Genomic DNA, 22,458 nt, shown 5'->3' on the forward strand with positions numbered 1-22,458 from the left:
GCCCGCTAAAACCACGGGTGGTGTCCGGAACCGACCTCCAATCGGTGCCAGCGAAGCCTCCAGGATTGCCGTCCTGGAGGCATTCGTATGCCTGGCCCGAGTGGAGGCAGGCGTCCCCATCACGGCTCGACCACGGTGAATCGGGATGGCCGTCAGGGGACTCACGCCCTGATCGACACCGCCCGACCTCGGCCGAGTCGGAGCCGGGAACAGAGGGCGATTGCCTCTGACCGGCTCTGAGCGGCCCGGGTCGAACCAGGGTCGAATCAGAGCGTTTTCCTCTGACTGCCTCCGATCACCTCTGCAACCCGTCCTAGCAGGTCACAGCCGTTCCGGCCTTCATAAGCCCAGGTCGGAAGGGTGCGGCGGATTTACCACGAGTACACGGTCATCACGCCCGGCTCCTCGACGCGTGGTGCCCGTCGCATCGTGACCGGCCAGAAGACGCAGGAGGACTACTACACCTCGGACCACTACGTCACCTTCAAGCTGATCAACTTCAGCTGCTGATCCGCTGCGATCGGCTCCTGATCGGCTGGTGACCCGTCGGTGGTCCACCGGTGATCCCGTGCACCAGGCCCAGGGCGCCCTGAACCAGGGCGGCACAACCGAACAGCTCCAGAATCCGCTTCATGTCATGACCCTCGCCCCGCGGCTCCCCCACGTTCATCGGCCGCGGGGTGAGGCATGTCCGGCCGAAGTCGCGGGTCGCCGCGACGGGGCGGGACGAAAGTCTGAAGTGGTGCGACTTTGGTCGGTGATCCCGGTCGCCGGGGAGGTAGCGGCGGGCGCGCCTGCGTAGATTTGTCGACCGTGACTGGTGACCATCCGGCGCGCGAGACGGCGTCTTCGACGGAGGGACTGGCCGGGCGGCCGGTGCTCGCGGGGCAGGCCCTGCCCGGGCGGCGATGGCTGCTGCCCTCGGCCGTGGTCGCCGAGTTGGACCCCGACGCCGAACGCGCGGGCCGGGGCGGGCGGCCGCGCCGTACCGTGCGCGACTGGATCGTCGACTTCGGATGCTTCCTGCTGGCCGTCGTCATCGGGCTGGCGGCCGCGAACACGCTGAACCACGACCCGAACACCCCGCACGGTCTCGCCGTCGCCGACCAGTGGCTCGGCGCGCTCGCCTGCGCGGCGGTCTGGCTGCGGCGGCGCCGGCCGCTGGGGCTCGCGGTGGCGATGGTCCCGGTCGGGCTGGTCTCGAACACCGCGGGCGGCGCGGCCATGGTCGCCCTGTTCACCCTCGCCGTGCACCGGCCCTTCAAATACGTGGGATGGCTCGCCGGTGTCTCGCTCGCGCTGACCCCGCTGTTCTTCTGGCTGCGTCCCGACCCCGACCTGCCGTACGCCGCAGCGGTCGCCGTCACCGCGCTGCTCACCGCGACGGTGGTCGGCTGGGGCATGTTCGTACGGTCCAAGCGCCAGCTCATGCTGAGTCTGCGGGACCGGGCGCGGCGGGCCGAGACCGAGGCGGAGCTGCGGGCCGAGCAGGCGCAGCGGCTCGCCCGCGAGGCCATCGCGCGCGAGATGCACGACGTGCTCGCGCATCGGCTCACCCTGCTGAGCGTGCACGCGGGGGCGCTGGAGTTCCGGCCGGACGCGCCGCGCGAGGAGGTCGCGCGGGCGGCCGGGGTGATCCGGGAGAGCGCGCACGAGGCGTTGCAGGATCTGCGGGAGATCATCGGGGTGCTGCGGGCCGGGGACTCCGACGATGCGGGGCGGCCGCAGCCGACGCTCGGCGGGCTCGACGGGCTGGTCGCCGAGTCCCGCTCGGCCGGCATGAAGGTCGTCCTCGACAACCGTGTCGCCGATCCGGGCGCCGTGCCCGCGTCCGTTGGGCGCACCGCGTACCGGATTGCTCAGGAGGGGCTGACGAACGCGCGTAAGCACGCGCCGGGTGCGGAGGTCACGGTGACGCTCCGCGGGGCGCCCGGGGACGGCCTGACGGTGTCCGTCCACAACCCCGCGCCTCCGGGGGACGTCCCCCATGTCCCCGGGTCGGGGCAGGGGCTCATTGGGCTTACGGAGCGGGCGACGTTGGCGGGGGGCTGGTTGGAGCACGGGGCTGGAGGGGACGGGGGGTTCCGGGTGGGGGCGTGGCTGCCGTGGGGCGGCTGACGGTGGGTTTCCTCGCCCCCGCCGCCCCTACCCGTCCCATCCTGGGGGCTGCGCCCCCAGACCCCCCCTAAAAGATTGCGCCGTTCCCCGCGCCCCTTAGCAGTCGGCTGCCGGCCGGTGGGGGTTGCTCGCGCAGTTCCCCGCGCCCCTAAAAAACTAAGGGGCGCGGGGAACTGCGCGACCAGCCCCCACCCACCCGCACCCGACACACAACCGATGGGAGGGGTAGGGGCGGCGGGGGCGAGGAACCCCGTGGCGGTTCAGGAGTTGGTGTGGAGGACGACCCGTTTGCCGTGCAGTTCACCGCGTTCCATGCGGTGGTGGACGTCCGCGGCGGTGCTGAGGGGCAGCGGTTCCATGGCGCGGGGGCGCAACAGGCCCCGGGACAGCAGGTCGTTGATGGTGGTCGCCGCCGAGGCGAGTTCCGAGGGGGTGGCGTGGGAGATGGCGAAGCCCCGTACGGAGGCGTCCTTCATGTAGAGGGGGCCGACCGGGAGGACGGGTTCGTCCTTGGCACCGGCCAGCAGGACGATGCGGCCGCGGTGGGCGAGGAGGGCGACGGCGGAGGTGAGGTCGTTGCGGCCGGAGGTGTCGACGTGGACGTCGACTCCGGCGGGGGCCAGCTCCGCGAGGCGGCGGGTGAGGTCGGGGTCGCGGTAGTCCACGACCTCGGCCGCCCCCAGACTCCGGCAGTAGCCGTGGTCGCGAGGCGCCGCCGTCGAGATCACACGGGCACCCGCGCGCACCGCGAGGACCACCAGCGCGGCGCCCACGTTGCCCGCGGCCCCGGCGACCAGAACCGTCTCGCCCGGGCACAGACCGCCGTGGGTGAACAGGGCGAGATACGCGGTGGCGGCCGGGTGGACCACGGCGACCGCGATCTCGGGGGCTACGCCCGGCGGGAGCCGGTAGAGCCGGTCCACCGGCACCACCGCCTGCTCGGCCGCCGCCCCCTGACGGCCGCCGTGGCCGAGGCTGTTGCACCACACCGCGTCGCCGACGGCGAACCCGCCCCCGGCCGACGCGACCGTGCCCACCAGGTCGCGCCCTATGACGAAGGGGAACTCCAGCGGCGTACGGAAGACCCCTGAACGGACAAAGGTGTCCACGGGGTTGACCGTGGTGGCCCGTACGTCGACGAGGACCTCGTCGGGACCTGGCACGGGTGCGGCGAGCTCTCCGTAGCGAATGACGTCGGGTGAGCCGAGCTGTTCGGCATAGGCGGCACGCATGGCCCTGGATTCTTCCACCGGGGGAGGACACTCGCGCGAAGCCCACGCATTCTTCGTCAAGTCCCAAGTCCCGTGGTGGCACCGCCCATTGGACTTGACGGACCCTCACACGCCCTTTTGCCCACGCCCTCCAATCGGCGCAGCATTCCGGCATCAGCGGAAAACACCGGGAGTGACAAGACCGTGGGTGACAAGACCGTGAGTGAAAACGTCGTTGAGGAAAGCTCTCTGTTCAAGGTCGCGGCCGACGTGCACATCGACGCCACGCCCCTTCAGGTCTACTCCGTCGTCAGCGACCTCGGCCGCAGCGGCGACTGGAGCGAGGAGTGCGTCGGCGGGGAGTGGGTGGAGGGCGAAGCCGCCACCGTGGGTGCCGTCTTCCGCGGTGACAACCACCGTGACGAGGACGTGGTCGCGTGGGCCCCCGTCGTGCGCGGTGCCTGGAGCACCCGTTCCGAGGTGGTCGCGGCCGAGGCAGGCGTCACCTTCTCGTGGGCGATCCAGGACTCGACGGGGCGGAAGCAGGAGAGCGTCTGGACCTTCGACATCGAGGGCGAGGGCGCCGGCAGCCGACTGGTCCATCACTTCAGGATGGGCGCCCCGACGGAGGGAATCCGGGGGATCACCGCGGAGATGGACGCGGAGCGGAAGCAGGCGTTCTTCGCCGACTGGGGAGCCAAGCTGGAAAAGGATCTGGCGGCGACCGTGGAGCGCATCAAGGACGTCATCGAAGGCGAATTCAAGAGCTGAATTCCGAGCCTGTGAAGCCTGGGTAGGAGAGGGCGAGCACGTGTTGCTGCAACGGATAGGAAACCGGGGAATCCGGCTCGGGACGCTCTTCGAGCGAGCGGCCGCCCGGCACCCCGCGAACATACTGATTCTCGACCATGATCTCGACATCGCGCCCGGCCTCGGGCGCCGCGCCACGGTCGCCGAAGTCGCCGACCTGGTCGACGACTTCGCGTCCCGGCTGTGGGCGGCACGGGTCAGGCCCGGCGACCGCGTGGTCATCTACAAGTCCGACGGATTCGACATCACCCTGCTGGCGTGTGCCACGGCCCGTGTCGGCGCCGTACCGGTGCTGCTGTCGCCCAAGCTCGACGGGGAGACGGTCACCGAGCTGGTGCGGCGCACCGACCGGCCGTATCTCGTGACCGACCAGGCGAAGCTGGAGCAGGAGCTGCCCGGCTCGGTGGTCGGGCTGGCGTCCGGAGTGCTGCTGACCTCCGGCAGCCACCCTGCCGCCACCGCGCTGAGCGAGTTCGAGGGAGTCGAGCGCGTCGCCGCGGTGACCATGCCGCCCGAGCACCCGGCGCTCATCACACACACGTCGGGCACCACCGGCACACCGAAGCTCGCCGTGCACACCGGGCGGACGCTGCAGGCGCGTTACCGGCCCCAGGCCTCTGTCGTCACGCCGATCGTCCGGGGGCGCGAGACGATCGCCATGCATGTGTCGTTCGTGCACTCCCGGCTGTTCACGGCGCTCGCGATCTCACTGCATCGCGGATTTCCCATCGTCGTACTCGCCGATTCCGACCCCGCTCATGTCGGGGAGCTTTTCGCGCGGCTGCGGCCCGGAATTCTGGAGGCCCACCCCAACTCCTTCATGAAATGGGAGGAGTTGGCGGACGACCCGCGCCGGCCCCTGTCCAACGTCAAGCTCTACAGCAGTACGTTCGACGCCATCCACCCGCGGACCGTACAGCGGCTGCTGGGTGCGACGGACCGCCGGGCGCCCGTCTTCGGGCAGCTGTACGGGCAGAGCGAGATCGGGCCGGCCGTCGCGCGCTCCTTCAGCAGGCGGCGGGCCGCGGAGGCCGACGGGCGCTGTGTGGGGATGCCCTTCCCCGGCATGACGGACGTACGGGTCGTCAGCCGCAACGGGCAGCCGCCGTCCAAGGACAACCCCGGGTTCATCGAGGTGAAGAGCGACGGCCGCATCGTCACCTATCTCGGCGAACAGGCGCGTTACGACAAGCAGTTGTCGGAGGGCGGCTGGTGGCGCATGGGAGACGTGGGCTACCGCACCAAGTGGGGCTGTCTGCATCTGCTGGACCGGGAGGTCGACGTCATCGAGGGCTTCGGCTCCACGCTGGCCGCCGAGGACCGGCTGTTCGCCCGGCTCGACGACCTCGCCGAGGTCATCATCATCCCCGGCGCGGACGGCAGGGCCGTACCCGTGGTGTGCACCAAGGACGACGTACCGCTGGATCTCGAAGCGTGGCGGGCCGCGGCCGAGGGGCTGCCGCCCATGGCCGATCCCGTGCAGTGGCGGCTCGCCGATCTGCCGCAGACGGCCACCACGAAGATCAAGCGCCTGGAACTGGCCCGCGTGCTCACGAACCAGGGTGGGTGACGACATGATCAGGACAGTCATCACCGGCGGAGGCATCGGCGGGCTCGCCACCGCGCTCGCCCTGGCACAGCGCGGCCATCGTGCCGTCGTCCTGGAACGGGCCCCGGAGTTCGCCGAGATCGGCGCCGGCATCCAGCTGGCGCCCAACGGAATCCACGCCCTGGACCGACTGGGCGTCGGCGGTGCGGCGCGCGCCCTGGCCGTCCACATGGACGAACTGCGGTTCATGGACGGCGTGAGCGGCGAGCACGTGACCAGCCTGCCGCTCACCGAGGAGTACCAGCGCAGGTTCCGCAACCCCTATGTCGTCGTGCACCGCGCCGAGCTGCACGCCCTCCTGCTCGGCGCGTGCCGGGCCTTCGACACCATCGAACTGCGCGGCGGCAGCGCCGTCACCGGCTATGAGCAGAACCGTACGAGCGCCTCTGCCGTACTGGAGAGCGGTGAACGGGTCTCGGGCGACGCGCTGATCGGCGCCGACGGCATCAACTCCGCCGTCCGCGCACAGCTCGTCGGCGACGGCGACCCGCGCGTCTCCGGGATCACCGTGTACCGCGCGGTCATCCCCATGGAGCGGGTGCCCGAGGAACTGCGCCGCAACACCTCCGTGGTGTGGTGGACGGGCCCCGGCTGCCACTTCGTGCACTACCCGATCGCCGGCGGCAAGCACCTCAACCTCGCGGGCAGCAAGGACGACGGCGGCACCCGGGCCTTCGCGGGCGTCCCCGCCGAAAAGGCGCACGTACGACGGCAGTTCGCTGCCCTCGGGCCGGACGCGCAGCGCCTCGTCGAGCTGGGCGAGGGCTGGCGGTCCTGGATGCTCGTGGACCGCGACCCGGTCGACACCTGGACCGACGGCCGCGTCACGCTCCTCGGCGACGCCGCCCACCCGATGCTGCACTACGCGGCCCAGGGCGCCTGCCAGGCCCTCGAAGACGCCGTCCACCTCGGCGACCTGCTGGAGGAGGGCAGCGGGGACGACGTGTCCCAGCGCTTCGAGAAGTACACCGCCGACCGCCGTGAGCGCACCGCCGCGATCCAGCTCGCCGCGCGCGAGAGCACCCGGCTGTGGCACCCCTCCGGCGGTGCCGCGCTCGCCAGGAACGCACTCCTGTCCAAGCTCACCCCCGGCCAACTGCACGACCAGGTGGCCTGGATGCACGGTGCCCGGGACTTCGGCGCGACCACACCCGCACCGGCCTACCTCTCCACCCACCCGAATCTGAATGGAGTTCAGGAATGAGCAGCAGCCGTCTCCAGGTCGCCATCGTGGGCGCCGGACCGCGCGGTCTGTCCGTACTGGAGCGCCTGTGCGCGGGCGAGCGCAAGCGGCCCACGCACACGGACGTCACCGTGCACGTCGTGGACCCGTCCCCGGCCGGTGCCGGAGCGGTCTGGCGCGCCCAGCAGTCCCGGCATCTGCTCACCAACACGGTGGCCTCGCAGATCACCGTCTACACGGACGACAGCTCGCAGATCGAGGGTCCCATCGAGCCGGGGCCGAGCCTGTACGAATGGGCCCAGGGCCTGTCCCTGCTCGGCCAGTTCGGCGGCTACGACAACGACACCCTTGAGGAGGCCGAACGCCTCGGCCCCGACTCGTACCCCAGCCGCGCCTTCTACGGCCGCTATCTGCACGACGCGTTCAAGCGGGTCGTCGCCCGCGCCCCGAAGCACGTCACGGTGACGGTGCACTCCTCCCGCGCGGTGGCCATGGCCGACACGCACGGCGTCCCCGGCGGTCCGCAGGGCCTGCGCCTGGAGGACGGCACCCGGCTGAACCAGCTGGACGCGATCATCCTGGCGCAGGGTCACCTGCCGGCGCGCCTCACCCCGCGCGAGGCCCGCACCGCGAGCCTGGCCCGGATCCACTACCTGACCTACATCACGCCCTGCAACCCTGCCGACGCCGACCTCAGTTCCATCGCCCCCGGCCAGAACGTCCTGATCCGCGGACTCGGCCTCAACTTCTTCGACCACATGGCCCTGTTCACCCTGGGCCGCGGCGGCAGCTTCGCCGAGGAGGACGGCAAGCTCGTCTACCACCCCTCGGGCCGCGAGCCCAAGCTGTACGCCTTCTCGCGGCGCGGCGTCCCGTACCACGCGCGCGGCGAGAACGAGAAGGGCGCGTACGGGCGTTACTACCCGAAGCTGCTCACCGGCCAGTACATCGAGGACTTGCGCAAGCGCTCCGAGGACGGCGAGCGCGTCAACTTCACCGCCGACCTGTGGCCGTACATCTCCCGTGAGGTGGAGAGCGTCTACTACGGAACGCTGCTCTCCGCGAAGGGCCGCGACGCCGACCGCGAGGCGCTGGTGAGCGCCTACCTCGCTCTGGAGGAGGGGGAGAGCCCGGACGCGCTGCTCGACTCGTACGGCATCGACAGCGGCGAGCGCTGGGACTGGGAGAAGCTCTCCCGGCCGTACGGCAAGCGGAAGTTCGCCGACCGCGAGGACTTCCAGGAGTGGCTGGTCGGCTATCTGCGCCAGGACGTGGTGGAGGCCCGTTCGGGCAACGTCAGCGGACCGCTCAAGGCGGCCCTGGACGTCCTGCGCGACCTGCGCAACGAGATCCGGCTCGCCGTCGACCACGGCGGCCTGGAGGGCAACTCGCACCGCGACGACCTGGAGGGCTGGTACACACCCCTCAACGCCTTCCTCTCCATCGGCCCGCCCGCCGCCCGTATCGAGCAGATGGTCGCGCTCATCGAGGCCGGCGTCCTGGAGATCACCGGCCCTGGCACCCAGGTCCGCCTGGACACCCTCAACCAGGTCTTCGTCGCCGACTCGACCGCCGTACCCGGCAAGCCGATCCGCGCCACCGCACTGATCGAGGCGCGGCTGCCCGAGCCCGACATCCGGCGCACCGACGACCCGCTGCTCAGCCATCTGATCAACACCGAACAGGCGGGCCCGTTCCGGATCGACGGCTCCTGCGGCACGAGTTACGAGACCGGCGGGCTCGCCGTCACCGAGCGGCCCAACCGGCTCCTCGACGCCCGCGGGCGGGCGCACCCGCGCCGGTTCGCCTACGGCGTGCCCACCGAGTCCGTGCACTGGGTGACCGCGGCCGGTATCCGGCCCGGCGTCGACTCGGTGACCCTGGGCGACTCCGACGCGATCGCCCGCGCCGTCCTCGGACTGCCCCCGGCCGCCCAAGTACCCGCCGGGGTACGGCCGGTGACCGACGACACCGATCTGACAGGAGTGATCGTGTGACCCACGCACTGGACGCACACCAGGAGACGGACGTGCTGACCGACTCGGGTCTGCTGTCCCCCGTGCGTGCCGGTACCCCCGTCGAGGCGGCCGTCTGCGACCGGGCATGGCTTCAGGCCATGCTCGACGCGGAGGCCGCCTTGGCCCGTGCCCAGGCACGGCTCGGGACGGTGCCGAAGCCCGCGGCGGACATCATCACCCGGGCGGCGCGCGCCGACCGCTTCGACGCACGCGCCCTCGCGCTCGCCTCCCGGGAGACCGCCAACCCCGTGGTCGGCCTGGTCCAGGCGCTCACCCGGGCTGTCGCGGCCCAGGACGAGGGCGCGGCGGAGTACGTGCACCGGGGCTCCACCAGCCAGGACGTCCTGGACACCGGGGCGATGCTGGTCACCGCCAGGGCGCTGCGGCTGCTGCGCGCCGACCTGGCCCGGATCGCCGACGCGCTGGGCGCCCTGGCCCTGGAGCACCGTGACACCCTGATGGCGGGCCGCACGCTGGCCCTCCAGGCCGTGCCGACGACCTTCGGGCTCAAGGCGGCGGGGTGGCGCGAGCTGGTCCTCGACGCCGCACGGCGGGTCGAGCGGGTGCTCGACGGGGGGCTGCCGGTGTCGCTGGGGGGTGCCGCGGGGACCCTGGCGGGATATCTGGAGTACGCGGCGATCGCCGGCGCGGAGGGCATGGGCACGGTCGGTGACGTAGGCCTGGACGGTCACGACGGTCACGACGGTGGCGTCGGTGGCGTCGGCGTGGAGGGTGTGGCCGAGGACGCGGGCGACTATCTCGACCGGCTCGTCGAGGCGTTCGCCGCCGAGACGGGGCTCGCGCCCGCCGTGCTGCCCTGGCATGCGCTGCGCACGCCGATCGCGGACGTCGCCTCGGTGCTGGCCTTCACGGCCGGTGCGCTGGGGAAGATCGCGGTGGATGTGCAGTCGCTGACCCGGACGGAGGTCGGCGAGGTCACCGAGCCGACGGTGGCCGGCCGTGGCAGTTCGTCGGCGATGCCGCACAAACGCAACCCGGTGCTCGCCACGCTGATGCGTGCCGCCGCGCTTCAAGTCCCTGTGATGGCAGCCGGGTTGACACAGTGTCTGCTCTCCGAGGACGAGCGCTCCGCCGGTGCCTGGCATGCCGAGTGGCAGCTTCTGCGGGAGTGTCTGCGGCTGGTGGGCGGCTCTGCCCATACGGCCGTGGAGCTGGCCGAGGGGCTGGTGATCAACCCCTGGCGCATGCGGGACAACCTTGCGCACAGTGGGGCTCAGATCGTGTCCGAGCGCATCGCTGCCGTGCTCGCGCCGCGGCTGGGCAAGGTTCGGGCGAAGCAGGTGCTGAGCGATGCGGTGGGTGTTGTGCGCGAGAGTGGGCGGGGGTTGCCGGAGGTGCTTGCGGAGGAGCCCTCGGTTGCTCGGTTCCTCAGTGCCGCGGAGTTGGCGGTGCTGTGCGATCCGGCTGGGTACACGGGGGGCGCGGGCCCTCTGGTGGACCGGGCCCTGCGTCCGCGGGCCGCGTAGACCGAGTTGTTCGTACGGAGCCAAGGATCCGCTCTCCCCGGCGCGCTGGGGGAGCGGATCCTTTTTGTTCGCCCCCACCGCCCCTACCCGTCCCATCCCCCAGGGGCTCTGCCCCTTCGACCCCGTTCGGTTGTGTGTCGGGTGCGGGTGGGTGGGGGCTGGTCTGAAGGATTGCGCAGTTCCCCGCGCCCCTTTTAGGGGCGCGGGGAACTGCGCGAACGGCCCCCACCGGCCCGCAGACGTCGTTCAGGGGTGCGGGGAACGGCGCAATCCCTTAGGGGGTCTGGGGGCGCAGCCCCCAGGAACGGGATGGGACGGGTAGGGGCGGCGGGGGCGAAGAAGGCACACCTGCCTCCGCCGTCGGCATCAGGGCATGGTGGAGGCCCCGGCCCCCTGGGGGAAGGGGGCCGGGGCCTGTGGGGACGGGGTCAGGTGGTCTGGAGGGGGGCGTGGAGGTTCTGGATCAGGGAGGCGAGGACGGTGGGGCCGTTCTGGGTGAGGACCGACTCGGGGTGGAACTGCATGGAGGCGAAGCCGGGGCCGCGCAGGGCGTGGACCTCGCGGTTGCCGGGGTCCCGGCAGATCTCCACCACGCCCACGCCCGCCACATCGACCGTGTCCGCGGCGCTGCGCGCGGCGAACGTGTTGTAGAAACCGACCCGTTCGTGCCGGCCGAAGAGGTCGATCTCGCGCTGGACCCCTTGGTTCGGCACAGCACGGCGGTTGAGGTCGAGCCCCAGCTCCAGGCTGAGGACCTGGTGGCTGAGGCAGACCGCGAGGAACGGCTTGCGCGTGTCCAGCAACTCGCGGACGGCCGAGTGCAGATGGGCGATCTTGGGGAGGGTGAGGTCGCGCGGGTCGCCCGGGCCCGGGCCCATGACGACGAGGTCGTAGTCGCCGAAGGAGTACGGCTCGTCGAACCGACGGACCGTCACCAGCAGGCCCATGGAGCGGAGTTGGTGGGCGATCATGGCGGTGAAGGTGTCCTCGGCGTCCACGACGAGGACCCTGCGGGCGTCCGCCACCGGCGCACGCCGGTCGCCCTCGGCCAGCCAGAACCCCGCGATCGTGGCGTTCCGAGCCGCCAACGCCCCCCGCACACTGGGGTGTTCGGCGAACCGCGTCGGCTCCTCCGTGCCGAGCGCCGCGAGCAGGCCGGCCGCCTTCGCGCGCGTCTCGGCGACCTCGGAGTCCGGGTCGGAGTGGCGTACGAGCGTGGCGCCCACGCCGATGCTCAGGCGGCCCTCGGCGGAGATGTCGGCCGTACGGATCAGGATCGAGGAGTCCAGCGTCCGCCCGCCCTGCGCGTCGTGGCCGATCAGGGCCAGGACACCGCTGTAGTAGCCGCGGCCGTGCGGCTCATGACGGCGGATGACGCGCGCCGCGCTCTCCAGGGGAGAGCCCGTGACCGTCGGCGCGAAGAGTGTCTCGCGCAGGATCTCGCGCGGATCGCGGTCCGTCTCGCCCTCGATGAAGTACTCGGTGTGCGCGAGCCGGGCCATCTCCCGCAGATACGGGCCGACCACCCGGCCGCCCGTCTCGCAGATCCGGGCCATCATCTTGAGCTCCTCGTCGACGACCATGTACAGCTCGTCGGCCTCCTTGCGGTCGGCGAGGAAGTCCATGACATCGGGGAGGGTCGGGCCGGCGGCGGGATAGCGGTACGTGCCGCTGATCGGGTTCATGACCGCCGTACCGCCGTGCACGCTGATGTGCCGTTCGGGGCTCGCCCCCACGAGGGTGCGGGTCCCGGTGTGCACGAGGAAGGTCCAGTACGCTCCGGACTCCTGCTCCATCAGCCGGCGGAACAGCGTCAGCGCGCTCGCCGGCGAGTAGCCGGTGATGTCGGCGGTGAACGACCGCTTGATGACGAAGTTCGCGCCCTCGCCCTCGCCGATCTCCTCCTTGATGATCCGGCGGACCGTGTCCGCGTAGGTCGCGTCGTCGATGTCGAAGTGGCCGCCGGCCAGCCGGATCGGCACATCGGGGACGCGCGCCAGGACGTCCGCCACCGGCAGGGTCTGCTGCCCGGTGACCGTCATGGCGAGCAGCGGCGTCCCGTCGTCGGCGACGTCGTAGCCGCGCTCCTCGATCTGCCGGTACGGGACCAGCGCCAGCACCTGGTGACCGGGTGCGGGGGCGGCGGGGAGCGGAATGCCGGCCAGTGTCCCCGGCTCGCTCACCTCGCCGACGACGACCTCCAGTGCGGAGCGGCCGGTGGCCGCGGGCCGGTGCAGCAGGGCGTACGCGGGCGTGTGCCCGGACAGCACCTGGTCGAGCAGGTCGCGCGGGGCGCCGGTCATGCGAAGACCTCCTTTGCGGGGATGACGACGGCACAGCGCTGGGCCGCGTAGTGGAGTGCGGTGCGATGGTCCTTCGCCGAGAAGTCGGCGACCGCGTCGGCGACGACGAAGGGCTGGATGTCGTGCGAGAACGCCTCGGTCGCGGTGATCAGCACGCCGACGTGGGCGTACACACCGCAGATGATCAGCTGGTCGCGGCCCGCGGAACGCATCCGCTCCAGCAGGTCCGTACGGAAGAAGGCGCTGTAGCGCCACTTGGTGAGCAGCCAGTCGCCCTCCCGGGGCGCGAGCGGCTCGACGACCTCACGGTCGACGGGGTCCACCCGCATGCCCGGGCCCCAGAAGTCGGCGAGCAGACCGCGCTGTCCCGCGGACATCCCACCGGGCTGGGCGGTGTACGCGACCGGCACGCCGAGCTCGGCGCAGCGGTCCCGCAACAGCGCGGCGTTGCTCACGAGTTCGTCGCCCGGCCCCTGGTCGGGCAGGGGTTTGAGGAAGTAGCGCTGCATGTCGTGGACGAGCAGCACCGCGCGCTCCGGGTCCGCCGCCCAGGCCGCCGCGTTGGGCGGCAGCTCGCCCGGGGCGGGCATCGCGTACGGCTCGATGGTGGGTATGCCGGCCATGGAAGTCCCTTCGGATATACGTGAGTTCGGGCGGCCCCGGGTGAGGTCAGGCGCCCAGCGACGCGCCGCCGTCGACGGTGAGCATGTGCAGGGTGATGTGCGCGGCGCGGTCCGACAGCAGGAAGACCACGGCGTCGGCGATGTGCGAGGGCTGTGCGATCCGGCCCAGCGGGATGCCGACGCGGAAGGCGTCCGCGCGGCCCTCGACGGTGCCGCGCGGGCCCGACTCGTCGTGCCACATCGAGCTGAGCATCGGGGTGTCGGTGGAGCCGGGCGCCACGATGTTGCAGCGGATGCCGTGCCGGGCCACCTCCAGGCCCAGGCTCCGGGTGAACATGGTGGCCGCCGCCTTGGACGCGGCGTACGCGGCCATCTCGGTGCGCGGGGTCGCCGCGGCGTTCGAGGAGACCGTGACGATCGCGCCGCGCCCACGCGCCGCCATACGGTCGACGACCGCGCGGCTGACGTGGAAGACGCCGTTCACATTGACCGCGAACGTGGTCTGCCAGTCCTCGTCGGTGAAGGTCCGCACCTCGCCGAGGCGCAGCACGCCTGCCGCGTTGACCAGGTACTCCACCGGGCCGAGGCGTCGTTCGACGGCGTCGACCGTCGCCTCGACATCCGCGCCGCTGCTGACGTCGGTGGCGAACGCCTCGGCGCGCAGCCCGTCCGCGGTGAGTTTCTCCACGGACTCGCGCAGTGCTTCGGCGTTGTGGTCGACGGCAGCGACGAGCACGCCCTGCTCGGCGAGCGCGCGGCTCACGGCGGCTCCTATGCCGCCCGCCGCGCCCGTGACGAGGGCGACCTTGTTCTCCCATTGCTGATGGTTCTGTATGTGCTCGATGTGCTCCATGTGCGGGACCTCCCTGGTCCGGTCATCCGCGCCAGGCCGAGACCACGGAGGCGGCCTGGACCGGGTTGAGCCGCGGGTCGCAGAAACTCGTGTACTTGTCGCCCACGTGAGCGATGTCGGCCACGCCCGTGACGCACTCCGTGACATGGTCCGGAGTCGTCTCCAGATGCAGTCCGCCGGCGATCCCGCCGGAGGTCCGCACCGCGCACTGGAAGCCCTCGACCTCGCGGACGATGGTCTCCACGAAGCGGGTCTTGAGCCCGTCGGGGGCTGTCACGGTGTTGCCGTGCATGGGATCGGTGAGCCAGATGACCGGGTGACCGGCGGCGCGTACCGCCCACACCAGTGACGGCAGCCGCTCGGAGACCAGGTCGGCCCCCATGCGGGCGATGAGCGTCAGCCGCCCGGGCTTCCGCTCCGGGTCGAGCTTCTCGCACAGTGTCAGCAGATCGCGTACGGACATATTGGGCCCGACTTTGCAGGCCACCGGGTTGGCGACCTGGGACAGCAGGGCGACATGGGCGCCGTCCGGCTGCCGGGTGCGCTCGCCGATCCACGGCCAGTGGGTCGAGGTCAGCAGCAGCCCGCCCTCCTCGTCCCTGCGGACCATGGGGAGTTCGTAGTCCAGCAGCAGCGCCTCGTGGCTGGTGAACACCGGCGGGCAGATCACGGAGGGGCGGCCGTCGTCCAGCCAGCCGAGATGCCGTACGGCCTCCTGGGCGGCCGCGTAGCCGTCCAGCAGCCGACGCGGGTCGGGCCGGCGGAGCTCCGGGTCGGGCTCCGGGCTGTTGACCATGTGCCCCCGGTAGACGGGGAGTTCGGTGCCTCCGATCACTTCGGTGGGCCGGGAGCGGGGCTTGGCGAACTGGCCTGCCATGCGGCCGACCCGGACAACGGGTGTATGGGTGATCATCTTCAGGGTGCCGGCGAGCACGTCCAGCAGACCGGCCTTGCGGGCGACATAGCCCGCGGTGCATTCGGTGGGGTCCTCGGCACAGTCACCGGCCTGGACCACATGGGCCTCGCCGATGGCCACCCGCGCCAGCAGTTCGCGCAGGGCCAGTACGTCGTCGAGGCCGACGAGTGCCTGGCTGTTCGTCAACTCCCCTCTGACCGAACGGATCAATTCTGTCCTGTCCCAATCCGGCTGCTGCAGGGCAGTCCGTGATCGGACACTGGGCAGATCAATGTCCACGGTTGTCTCCAAGAGTTTTTCTTCGAGCTCCTTTGTGCCAAAGAGTGCGATGGCGGCGTGAATCGGCCAACGACGCATCGCTGAGTACGTCAGGTGGGGCACATGTCCATCAGGTCGCGGCGACGTTTCAACAGGCCTTCAGAGCTGGCGAGTTGACATTGTGTGCGGAGAGATTCCGCGCAGTGCGCCAGGACCGCGCATGCTGGTCCGTCGTCCTCGATCGCGACGCCGGGAGGGGTTATGCGGGGCGGAATTCTGCGTCGTCTTGTTTCGGAGGGCGTTTCCCCTTGGCTGAATGGATTTCACCGGGGATTTCTGCAGGCGCGGCGGCCGGTGGAACCGGCCGCACTGGAAGGTGTGCGTGGCATGACCGCACAGCCTGCCCTGCTTGCCGCCGCCCTCTCCGTCGACACCGCCTACCACCGGCAACTGGCCCAACTCGCCGCAGAGGGCACGGGCGTTGGCGAGGCGCTGCGGGCTCTCCAGGTCCAGGACATCCGCCGGGCCTGCGACGACCTCGGCCGCACCTACGAGGCCACGGGCCGGCACGAGGGGCTGGTCTCCATGGACCTGGACGCGGGGCTCGTTCACGACGCCGACGCCACGGTCGCCGAGGCGCGCTCGCTGGTCGCGGCCGTCGCCCGGCCGAACGCGCTGGTGAAGATCCCGGCCACCGTCGAAGGGCTGGCCGCCATCAAGGACTGCGTCGGCCGGGGCATCGGCGTGCACGCCACCGAGATCTACACGGCCCGGCGCCACAGCGAGGTCATGGACGCGTACTGCGGCGGACTCGAGATCGCCCGCCGCGCCGGTCGGCCGCTGCACGGCATCGCCTCGCTGGCCTCCACGCCGGTGAGCCGCATCGACATCGAATGCGACGCCCGACTGGCCGAGTTGGGTGCCCCGGAAGCCGGCGCGCTGCGCGGCGAGATGGCCCTGGCCCTCGCCCGGCTGATGTACCAGCAGTACGACGAGCAGCTGGGCTGCGCCCGCTGGCGGGCCCTCGCCGCCGCCGGCGCCCGGCCGCAGCGCCTGATGTGGACGGTGGACGGCCCGCACACCTCTGACCAGGCCGGATACGCGGCCCGGCTGGTGGGCTGGCACACCGCCCTGGCCCTGCCGCTGCGCGCTCTGCTCGCCGCCGACCGCTGGGGAACGCCGCGCGGGGACACCCTCGGCGGCCGGCAGCGGGACGCCCTGCGCGTGTTGGACGAATTCGAACGGACCGGCCTACGCTTCGAGGCGGTCGCCGGGAGGCTCGCGGCACATGGCGAGAAACGGCTGGTCCGCTCGTGGGAGGCGCTCCGAGGGACGGTGGGCACCCAACTGCGGCTACGCGCCGGCCGGTAGCGACGTACGACAGCACACGCGCGGGGGAGCGGGAGGCAGTGTGTCCCAGGAGCCGACGCGGGACGCCAGTTCCGCCGTACTCGAACTGCTGGCGGCGGGAGCCCCCGCCGACCGGCTCACCTCGCTTGTGGACGAGGCCAGACACCGTGGTGCGGACGCCGCGGAACTCGCGGAGCTGGAGCGTGCCGCCCGGCTCGGTCTGAGCATCTCCTCGCGCTGGGAGCGCCACCGGCAGCGGGAGAGCGGACTGTCCACGCTCCTTGAGGCCGCCCGCGACCTCGGCGCCGTCCACCAGCCGGAGAGCGCGCTCGTCCAGGCGATCGCCCGGCGGGCACGGCTGCTGCTCGGGCTCGACATGGCGTACGTCTGCTTTCCCGAGGAAGGCGGCCAGGCCGACGAGGGCGGTCAGTTCGGCCAAGGGGGTCCGGCCGGCCGGGACGGTCAGGGTGCGGCGCAGGTCCGCGTCCGTGCCTCCGACGGGCGGATCGCGACGCTCGACGTGGGCCTGACCCTGCCGGTCTGCCAGGGCCCCGGGAGCATGGCGATGACGGATCCTGTGCCGTTCTGGACCGCCGACTACCTCACCGACGAGCGGATCGAGCGCAGTGCCGTCGTCGACGAGGTGATCAGGGCCGAGGGTCTGCACACCGTGATGGCGGTGCCGCTGAACCGGCAGACCCGGCCGTTCGGTGTGCTGCACATCGCCGCGCGGAGCGTACGGCACTTCACCGCGGACGAGGTGGCGCTGATGAGCGCGTACGGCGAACTCGCCGGCGCCACCTTGGAGCGGGCCCGGCTCCTCGACCGGTCCGCGGCCCTGCGGGAGTCCGGCGACGCGCACGCGAAGATGCTCCAACTGGTGCTCGGCGGAGGCGACTTGAACGAGGTGGCGGAGGAGACCAGCAAGCTCCTCGACGGCGCCGTACGGATCTGCGGCTCCGACGGCGTGGTGCTCGCCACCGCCGGTGAGGTGCCGGAGGTCGAGTGGGAGCACGCCGCGGCGGGCGCCCTGGACGCCCACGGCGCCTGCCATCCCGTGCCGCTGGACGAGGACGACATGTGGGCCGCGCCGATCTGCACCGGCACCGTCGACCTCGGCACCGTCCTGGTGCACCCCAACAGGCCGCTCACCGACAACGGTGTCCAGCTGCTCGGCTTCGCGACCCAGGCCATGGCCGTGCTGCTGCTCCTGGAGAACAGCAGGGCGGCGATCGCCGAGGGCCAGGTGCGCGACGATCTGCTCGACGAGCTGCTCACCCATCCCGACCTGTCGCCGAAGAAGATACGGACCCGGGCCCGCCGGCTCGGCGTCGAACTGGACGGCCCGCATGTGGTCGTCGTCGCCCGGCCGGAGGAGGAGACACCGGCGAGGGCCTCGGTGTGGGCGGCTTCGTACGCGTACCGCAAGAGCGGTCTGAAGAGCATGCGGCACGGAACGGCGGTGTTCCTGCTGCCGGGCACCGACCCCGGCGCTGCGGCCCGCGCGCTGTCCGGCGAGCTCGCGCCGCTGCTGGGACATCCGGTGACGGTGGCCGCCTCGGGGCCCGTCGCGGACCCCGCCGGAGTGCGGCACGGCTACCAGGAGGCGGTGCGCTGTCTGGAGGCGATGACGGCGCTCGGCGCGGTGGGCCGGGCGGGCTCGGCGGGCGAACTCGGCTTCCTCGGCCTGCTGTTGTCCGAAAGCCATGACGCCGAGGGCTATATCGAGTCCGTCCTCGGACCGCTTCTCGCGTACGACGAGCAGCGGCTCTCCGAGCTGACCCAGACGCTGGAGGCGTTCTTCGAGGCGGGGGCCAGTCCCACGTACGCCGCACGGCGGCTGCACGTCCATCCCAATACGGTCGCCCGGAGGCTGGAACGGATCAGTGAGCTGGTCGGCCACGACTGGCAGCAGCCCGGGCGTGCGCTCGAAGTGCAGCTGGCGCTGCGGCTGTTCAGGATCCGGAGCCACCTGGTGGGCCGCGAGCCCGAGCCAAGCTAGGCGGTCCGCCGGATGTCGGTGCCGGTCCGCAGCTCCTCGTCGTACGTCCCGTACGTCCCGTCGAGTGCCGCGACGGCATGGGCGGCCGAGGCGAGCGTGGCGTGCCGGTGCCACCCGTTGAAGGAGCGGCCCGCGTAGTCGCGGATGCCCACCTGCTCGGAGATCTCCGAGAAGTCACGGTCGACCCGGCCGATGAGCCTGCTCAGCCGCAGCAGGGCGACGGGGCTCAGGTCCACCAGGTCGGTCAGCCACAGCTCGCTCGGCCATGCCTTTCCGCTGTCGCCGATACCGATGAGGAGCATGTCGCCGCCGCCGCGCATGCCGGGGGCGCGGGACGCGCCACGGATCCGTACGGCGGCCACCAGGCTGGTGCGCATGGCGTGTTCGGGGCTGTGGTCGCGCCACACCGCCGGGCGGCGCAGCAGCTTGGCGGCGGCCATGATCTGCTGGGCGGGCAGCGCCTCCGGTGTCGCGCGGCCGATCTGCGCGGGGTCCGCCGGGGTCAGCCGCAGCGAGCCGCTGATCCGGATCAGGTGCCGTAGACCGGAGGACCGGAAGCGGCGCACCACGGACATGGCGTCCATGTCACGGGCGTCCATCACCACCGGCCGTGCGGGCAGCCCCCAGTCCCGTACGGCGAGCATGGCCTCGACCGCCGACTCCTCGGGGGACTCCTCGCGCACGCTGTCCGGGATGGCTGCCTGCCGCCGGCGGAGTCCGTTGTCCAGCCAGTCCTGCGGGATGTCCAGCCGCCAGTTGACCGGAACGCTGGTCTCCTGAGCGGCCGCCCACACGCCCACGGCCTGCTGCACGCCCCGGATCTGACCGAGCTCGGGGACGTAACGCCGGTACACGCCCACCGAGTTGTCGCCCGCCTTGGGGATCACCATCGTGCGGATCACATAGGCCTCCGGGGCCACGGTGCGCGCGACGTACTGGGCGAGCGCCTCACGAACCGGCATCCAGTGCCAGGTTGAACTGGAAACGAAGTGATGCAGGCTCTGCTCACGGGCCGAACCGCCGGTCGGCGCCGCCATGTTGCGTATCGACTTGCGGCCCTCGGTCGCAAGGAGGCCACGGATGTACTCCTCGCCCTTCCTGCGCTGGTCGCTGCGCGGGAAGGTGGCGAACAACGTGGACGAGAGTTCAGTCCCGCTCATCGCGAGTTCGGTGCCGGTCATCGGAATCCCACCTCGGTTCGGAGTCGCTCGGTTGAGCTGGCTCCACAGTGCGCGGCACTCAGTGCCACGCCCAGGTGGTCCCGTCACACGGTTGGGACGAGTGATGGTGGCCGCACAACCGCCGCGGCCGGAGGCGGTGGCGCGGCCACCGCGAGGGCCGGCCGGGTGGTGGCCGGACCACCGCGCAGGGGCCCGTAGCGGCGCTCGAAGGGGTGTCGAACGCGGTGGCAATTCCCGCCCGAATCCCTCTCACATGAGCTTCGCGGCACCCGAGTTGACGAGGTCCGACCTGAATTTACAAGGCATTTGACAGGATTCGACACCGCGGGGTTCCATCTCGAACGGAGAGGCACGGAAAGGCTTCGACTAGCGGGGAGGCCTGCATGCCTGGGGCGACGAGCGAGACCGTGGCCGTCATGTTGGCCGGCGGGCGCGGGGAACGAGCGAAGCCGATCACCTTGGAATCGGCCGACTACATCCGCAGCAAGGCGGTGATCCCGTTCCTCGGGCGCCGTCTCGTCGAATGGGTCGTGGAACTCTGCAAGGACCAGGGAATTCGGCGCTTCTACGTGATCGCCCAGGGCCTGGAGAACCGCAGCCAGATCAAGCTGCTGCTCGGCCACGGCCAGCGCCACGGCGTGGAGATCAGCTACTCGCGTGCCGGCTTCGACCCGTACAACGTGGGCTCGGGCTCGGCCTTCCTGCACAACCTCGAACAGTGGAAGCTGACCGGCCGGGCCCTGGTGCTGCCGGTCGACTCGGTCCTGGACTTCTCGCTGGAAGAACTGGAGCGCACCCATCAGGAGACAGCCGCCACGGTCACCGTGGCCACGGTCGGCAGGACCCGCCGGGAGGTCGCCGGAAAGTACGGCGTGCTGCGCACCGACCCCGCCGGACGCGTCCGCGGGTTCGCGGAGAAACCCAGCGCCCAGCAGCTGCGCACCCTCTTCCCCGGCCGCGGCGACGAGCCGCTGCCGACCAGCGCGGGCATGTACCTGGTCGACTGCGACCGGCTGCGCCGCGCGGCCCGCGACCCACAGCTGATGCGGCTCGCCCAGCAGCGGCTCGACTGGGGCGGCGACCTGCTGCCCTGGCTGGTGGAGCACGACGAACCGGTCGCCGCCCACCGGATCGCCCGCCTCGGCGACCTGGGCAACGTGCCCGACTATCTGGCCGCGCTGCGCGACGTGCTCTCCGGCGCGTACCGCCGGCTGAACCGGCTGATGGGCCCGCCGACGGCAGGCGCGGCCGACTGCTGGATCGACGAGAGCAGTCTGCGCACCCGCGACCCGGTGTCCGGCACCACGCTCACCGAGAAGATCGCGGACGGCCGGGTGAAGATCGGCCCCGGCGTGCACATCGGCCGCCATGTCGAGGTCGGCGACGACGTCAGCCTGGAGTACGCGGACATCGGCGACGGCGTCGAACTCGGCGAGGGCGCACGGCTCAGCGGTGTCGCCGTGGGCGACTACTCGCTCGTCGGGCCCCACGCCGAACTCAGCGACTCGTACATCGGCCCCATGGCGGTGATCCGTTCGGAGCGGGGCAGACCCGTCCGCCTGGAGTCGCACACCGCGATCGGCGACGGGGTCAGCCTCCGGCCCGGCAGTCGGCTCTCCGGCGTCAGCGTCTATCCGCGGCTGCGCATCCCCGCACACTTCCACGTGCCCTCAGGCACCTGGCTGACCTGCTCGGACGACGTCCTGCAGTGGGTCTGAACCGGACCTGTACGAGTGCCCGCACGAGTTCCTGTACGAGTCCCTAGACGAGGAGGAATCGATGGACAGCCCGGTGGTGGTGATCGGAGGCTCGGGCCGACTCGGGCGTCTGGTCGTGAGCAGGCTGCTGGACCTGGGCGAGCGCGTCCATGTGGTCGGCCGCGGCACGCCCCAGGAGGCGCTGCCCGACGGGGTGGGCTACACGGCGGCCGACGTTCGCGAACGGGGCTCCCTGGACGAGCCGTTGGCGCACTGCTCCGCACTGGTCTACTGCGTCTCGCCCGGCACCGACGACACCGGGCCCGACCGGCCCGAGACCACCATGTACCTGGGTGTGCGCAACGCGCTGCGGTCGGCCGTGGGAGCGGGCCGCCGCCCTCATGTCGTCCTGGTCAGCCAGATCCACGCCACGCACTACGGGCACCCGCTCAACGCCTACGGCAGAGTGCTGGACTGGCGCCGGGCCGGTGAGGACGAGGTCCGCGAATCAGGGCTCTCGCACACCGTGGTGCGCCCCGGCTGGCTCCTGGACGACCAGCGGGCCGGCTCCCGGGTACGCCTGGTACAGGGCGACCGCGGGACCGGACAGGTCTCGCGGCAGGACGCGGCGGAGGCCTGCATCCAGGCCATGTACTGCCCTTCGGCGATCGGCGTGACCTTCGAGCTGTTCAACGAGTCCGGGCCCGCGGTCACCGACTGGGAGTCGTCCTTCGCCGCACTGGAGTGGGACCGCATTCCCGTGGGCTGAGTTCCCGTGCGCCGAGTTCCCGTGCGCCGAGCCGCGGCCGGGAGACCCCCGTCCGAGGCCACATCTTTCC

16 protein-coding genes and 1 pseudogene are annotated in these 22,458 nt (G+C 71.5%); 11 read left to right on the forward strand and 6 right to left on the reverse strand.

The annotated features are described in order from the left end of the window. Window positions 1–372 precede the first annotated feature (372 nt). Window positions 373–510: pseudogene (locus tag AB5J50_RS39995) on the forward strand (ribonuclease domain-containing protein); the annotation flags it as partial. Between the two features lie 366 nt (window positions 511–876). Next, entirely contained in the window at window positions 877–2,118 is a 1,242-nt protein-coding gene (locus AB5J50_RS40000; RefSeq protein ID WP_369265644.1) for a sensor histidine kinase, read from the forward strand. Window positions 2,119–2,378: 260 nt separating this feature from the next. Here AB5J50_RS40000 and AB5J50_RS40005 read toward each other — a convergent pair whose 3' ends face one another. Further along, complete coding sequence (locus tag AB5J50_RS40005) at window positions 2,379–3,350, reverse strand: NADPH:quinone reductase (protein WP_369263552.1); 972 nt, start codon at window positions 3,348–3,350, stop codon at window positions 2,379–2,381. Between the two features lie 198 nt (window positions 3,351–3,548). Between AB5J50_RS40005 and AB5J50_RS40010 the strand changes: the two genes are divergently transcribed. The 5 genes from AB5J50_RS40010 to AB5J50_RS40030 are packed head-to-tail and all read left to right on the forward strand — an operon-like array spanning window position 3,549 to window position 10,436. After that, a complete protein-coding gene (locus tag AB5J50_RS40010) occupies window positions 3,549–4,100 on the forward strand; it encodes an SRPBCC family protein (RefSeq protein ID WP_369263553.1) in 552 nt (183 codons plus the stop codon). 40 nt (window positions 4,101–4,140) lie between these two features. Further along, the gene (locus tag AB5J50_RS40015) at window positions 4,141–5,709 is read left to right on the forward strand and encodes a class I adenylate-forming enzyme family protein (protein WP_369263554.1); all 1,569 of its coding nucleotides are present in this window, start codon (window positions 4,141–4,143) and stop codon (window positions 5,707–5,709) included. A gap of 4 nt (window positions 5,710–5,713) precedes the next feature. Continuing rightward, complete coding sequence (locus AB5J50_RS40020) at window positions 5,714–6,952, forward strand: FAD-dependent monooxygenase (protein ID WP_369263555.1); 1,239 nt, start codon at window positions 5,714–5,716, stop codon at window positions 6,950–6,952. Beyond that, window positions 6,949–8,928, forward strand: a complete 1,980-nt coding sequence (locus AB5J50_RS40025; RefSeq protein WP_369263556.1) for an FAD/NAD(P)-binding protein — start codon at window positions 6,949–6,951, stop codon at window positions 8,926–8,928. The genes AB5J50_RS40020 and AB5J50_RS40025 overlap by 4 nt, the downstream gene beginning before the upstream one ends. Next, window positions 8,925–10,436, forward strand: coding sequence for an adenylosuccinate lyase family protein (locus AB5J50_RS40030; protein ID WP_369263557.1), 1,512 nt, complete (start codon window positions 8,925–8,927; stop codon window positions 10,434–10,436). The genes AB5J50_RS40025 and AB5J50_RS40030 overlap by 4 nt, the downstream gene beginning before the upstream one ends. Window positions 10,437–10,864: 428 nt before the next feature. On the opposite strand, the gene AB5J50_RS40035 is transcribed toward AB5J50_RS40030, so the two are convergent. Genes AB5J50_RS40035 through AB5J50_RS40050 form a run of 4 tightly spaced genes read right to left on the reverse strand, consistent with a single transcriptional unit; the run spans window position 10,865 to window position 15,410 of the window. Then, entirely contained in the window at window positions 10,865–12,739 is a 1,875-nt protein-coding gene (locus AB5J50_RS40035) for an anthranilate synthase family protein (RefSeq protein WP_369263558.1), read from the reverse strand. Beyond that, entirely contained in the window at window positions 12,736–13,362 is a 627-nt protein-coding gene (locus AB5J50_RS40040; RefSeq protein ID WP_327433002.1) for an isochorismatase family protein, read from the reverse strand. The genes AB5J50_RS40035 and AB5J50_RS40040 overlap by 4 nt, the downstream gene beginning before the upstream one ends. Before the next feature lie 46 nt (window positions 13,363–13,408). Then, complete coding sequence (locus AB5J50_RS40045; protein ID WP_369263559.1) at window positions 13,409–14,215, reverse strand: 2,3-dihydro-2,3-dihydroxybenzoate dehydrogenase; 807 nt, start codon at window positions 14,213–14,215, stop codon at window positions 13,409–13,411. A 22-nt stretch (window positions 14,216–14,237) separates the two neighbouring features. Next, window positions 14,238–15,410, reverse strand: a complete 1,173-nt coding sequence (locus AB5J50_RS40050; RefSeq protein ID WP_369263560.1) for a 3-deoxy-7-phosphoheptulonate synthase — start codon at window positions 15,408–15,410, stop codon at window positions 14,238–14,240. Between the two features lie 240 nt (window positions 15,411–15,650). On the opposite strand from AB5J50_RS40050, the gene AB5J50_RS40055 reads away from it, so the two are divergent. Further along, window positions 15,651–16,760, forward strand: coding sequence for a transaldolase family protein (locus tag AB5J50_RS40055; protein ID WP_369263561.1), 1,110 nt, complete (start codon window positions 15,651–15,653; stop codon window positions 16,758–16,760). 40 nt (window positions 16,761–16,800) lie between these two features. After that, window positions 16,801–18,741, forward strand: a complete 1,941-nt coding sequence (locus AB5J50_RS40060; RefSeq protein WP_369263562.1) for a helix-turn-helix domain-containing protein — start codon at window positions 16,801–16,803, stop codon at window positions 18,739–18,741. Here AB5J50_RS40060 and AB5J50_RS40065 read toward each other — a convergent pair. Next, window positions 18,738–19,922: an IS701 family transposase gene (locus tag AB5J50_RS40065; protein ID WP_369263563.1), complete on the reverse strand. Its 1,185-nt coding sequence runs from the start codon at window positions 19,920–19,922 to the stop codon at window positions 18,738–18,740. The genes AB5J50_RS40060 and AB5J50_RS40065 overlap by 4 nt on opposite strands. Window positions 19,923–20,305: 383 nt before the next feature. Between AB5J50_RS40065 and AB5J50_RS40070 the strand changes: the two genes are divergently transcribed. After that, complete coding sequence (locus AB5J50_RS40070; protein ID WP_369263564.1) at window positions 20,306–21,640, forward strand: sugar phosphate nucleotidyltransferase; 1,335 nt, start codon at window positions 20,306–20,308, stop codon at window positions 21,638–21,640. Window positions 21,641–21,701: 61 nt separating this feature from the next. Beyond that, on the forward strand, window positions 21,702–22,388 hold the full coding sequence (locus tag AB5J50_RS40075; RefSeq protein ID WP_369263565.1) for an NAD(P)H-binding protein: 687 nt from the start codon (window positions 21,702–21,704) through the stop codon (window positions 22,386–22,388). Window positions 22,389–22,458: the final 70 nt, after the last annotated feature.

This window comes from Streptomyces sp. R35 (genome assembly GCF_041053035.1).
GTDB classification, from domain to species: domain Bacteria; phylum Actinomycetota; class Actinomycetes; order Streptomycetales; family Streptomycetaceae; genus Streptomyces; species Streptomyces lutosisoli.

Bases quoted from the DNA above. Each gene is read 5' to 3' on its own strand.
- AB5J50_RS40005 (WP_369263552.1), bottom strand. From the start codon at position 3,350: ATGCGTGCCGCCTATGCCGAACAGCTCGGCTCACCCGACGTCATTCGC.
- AB5J50_RS40020 (WP_369263555.1), top strand. From the start codon at position 5,714: ATGATCAGGACAGTCATCACCGGCGGAGGCATCGGCGGGCTCGCCACC.
- AB5J50_RS40025 (WP_369263556.1), top strand. From the start codon at position 6,949: ATGAGCAGCAGCCGTCTCCAGGTCGCCATCGTGGGCGCCGGACCGCGC.
- AB5J50_RS40035 (WP_369263558.1), bottom strand. From the start codon at position 12,739: ATGACCGGCGCCCCGCGCGACCTGCTCGACCAGGTGCTGTCCGGGCAC.
- AB5J50_RS40040 (WP_327433002.1), bottom strand. From the start codon at position 13,362: ATGGCCGGCATACCCACCATCGAGCCGTACGCGATGCCCGCCCCGGGC.
- AB5J50_RS40045 (WP_369263559.1), bottom strand. From the start codon at position 14,215: ATGGAGCACATCGAGCACATACAGAACCATCAGCAATGGGAGAACAAG.
- AB5J50_RS40055 (WP_369263561.1), top strand. From the start codon at position 15,651: ATGCGGGGCGGAATTCTGCGTCGTCTTGTTTCGGAGGGCGTTTCCCCT.
- AB5J50_RS40065 (WP_369263563.1), bottom strand. From the start codon at position 19,922: ATGACCGGCACCGAACTCGCGATGAGCGGGACTGAACTCTCGTCCACG.
- AB5J50_RS40070 (WP_369263564.1), top strand. From the start codon at position 20,306: ATGCCTGGGGCGACGAGCGAGACCGTGGCCGTCATGTTGGCCGGCGGG.
- AB5J50_RS40075 (WP_369263565.1), top strand. From the start codon at position 21,702: ATGGACAGCCCGGTGGTGGTGATCGGAGGCTCGGGCCGACTCGGGCGT.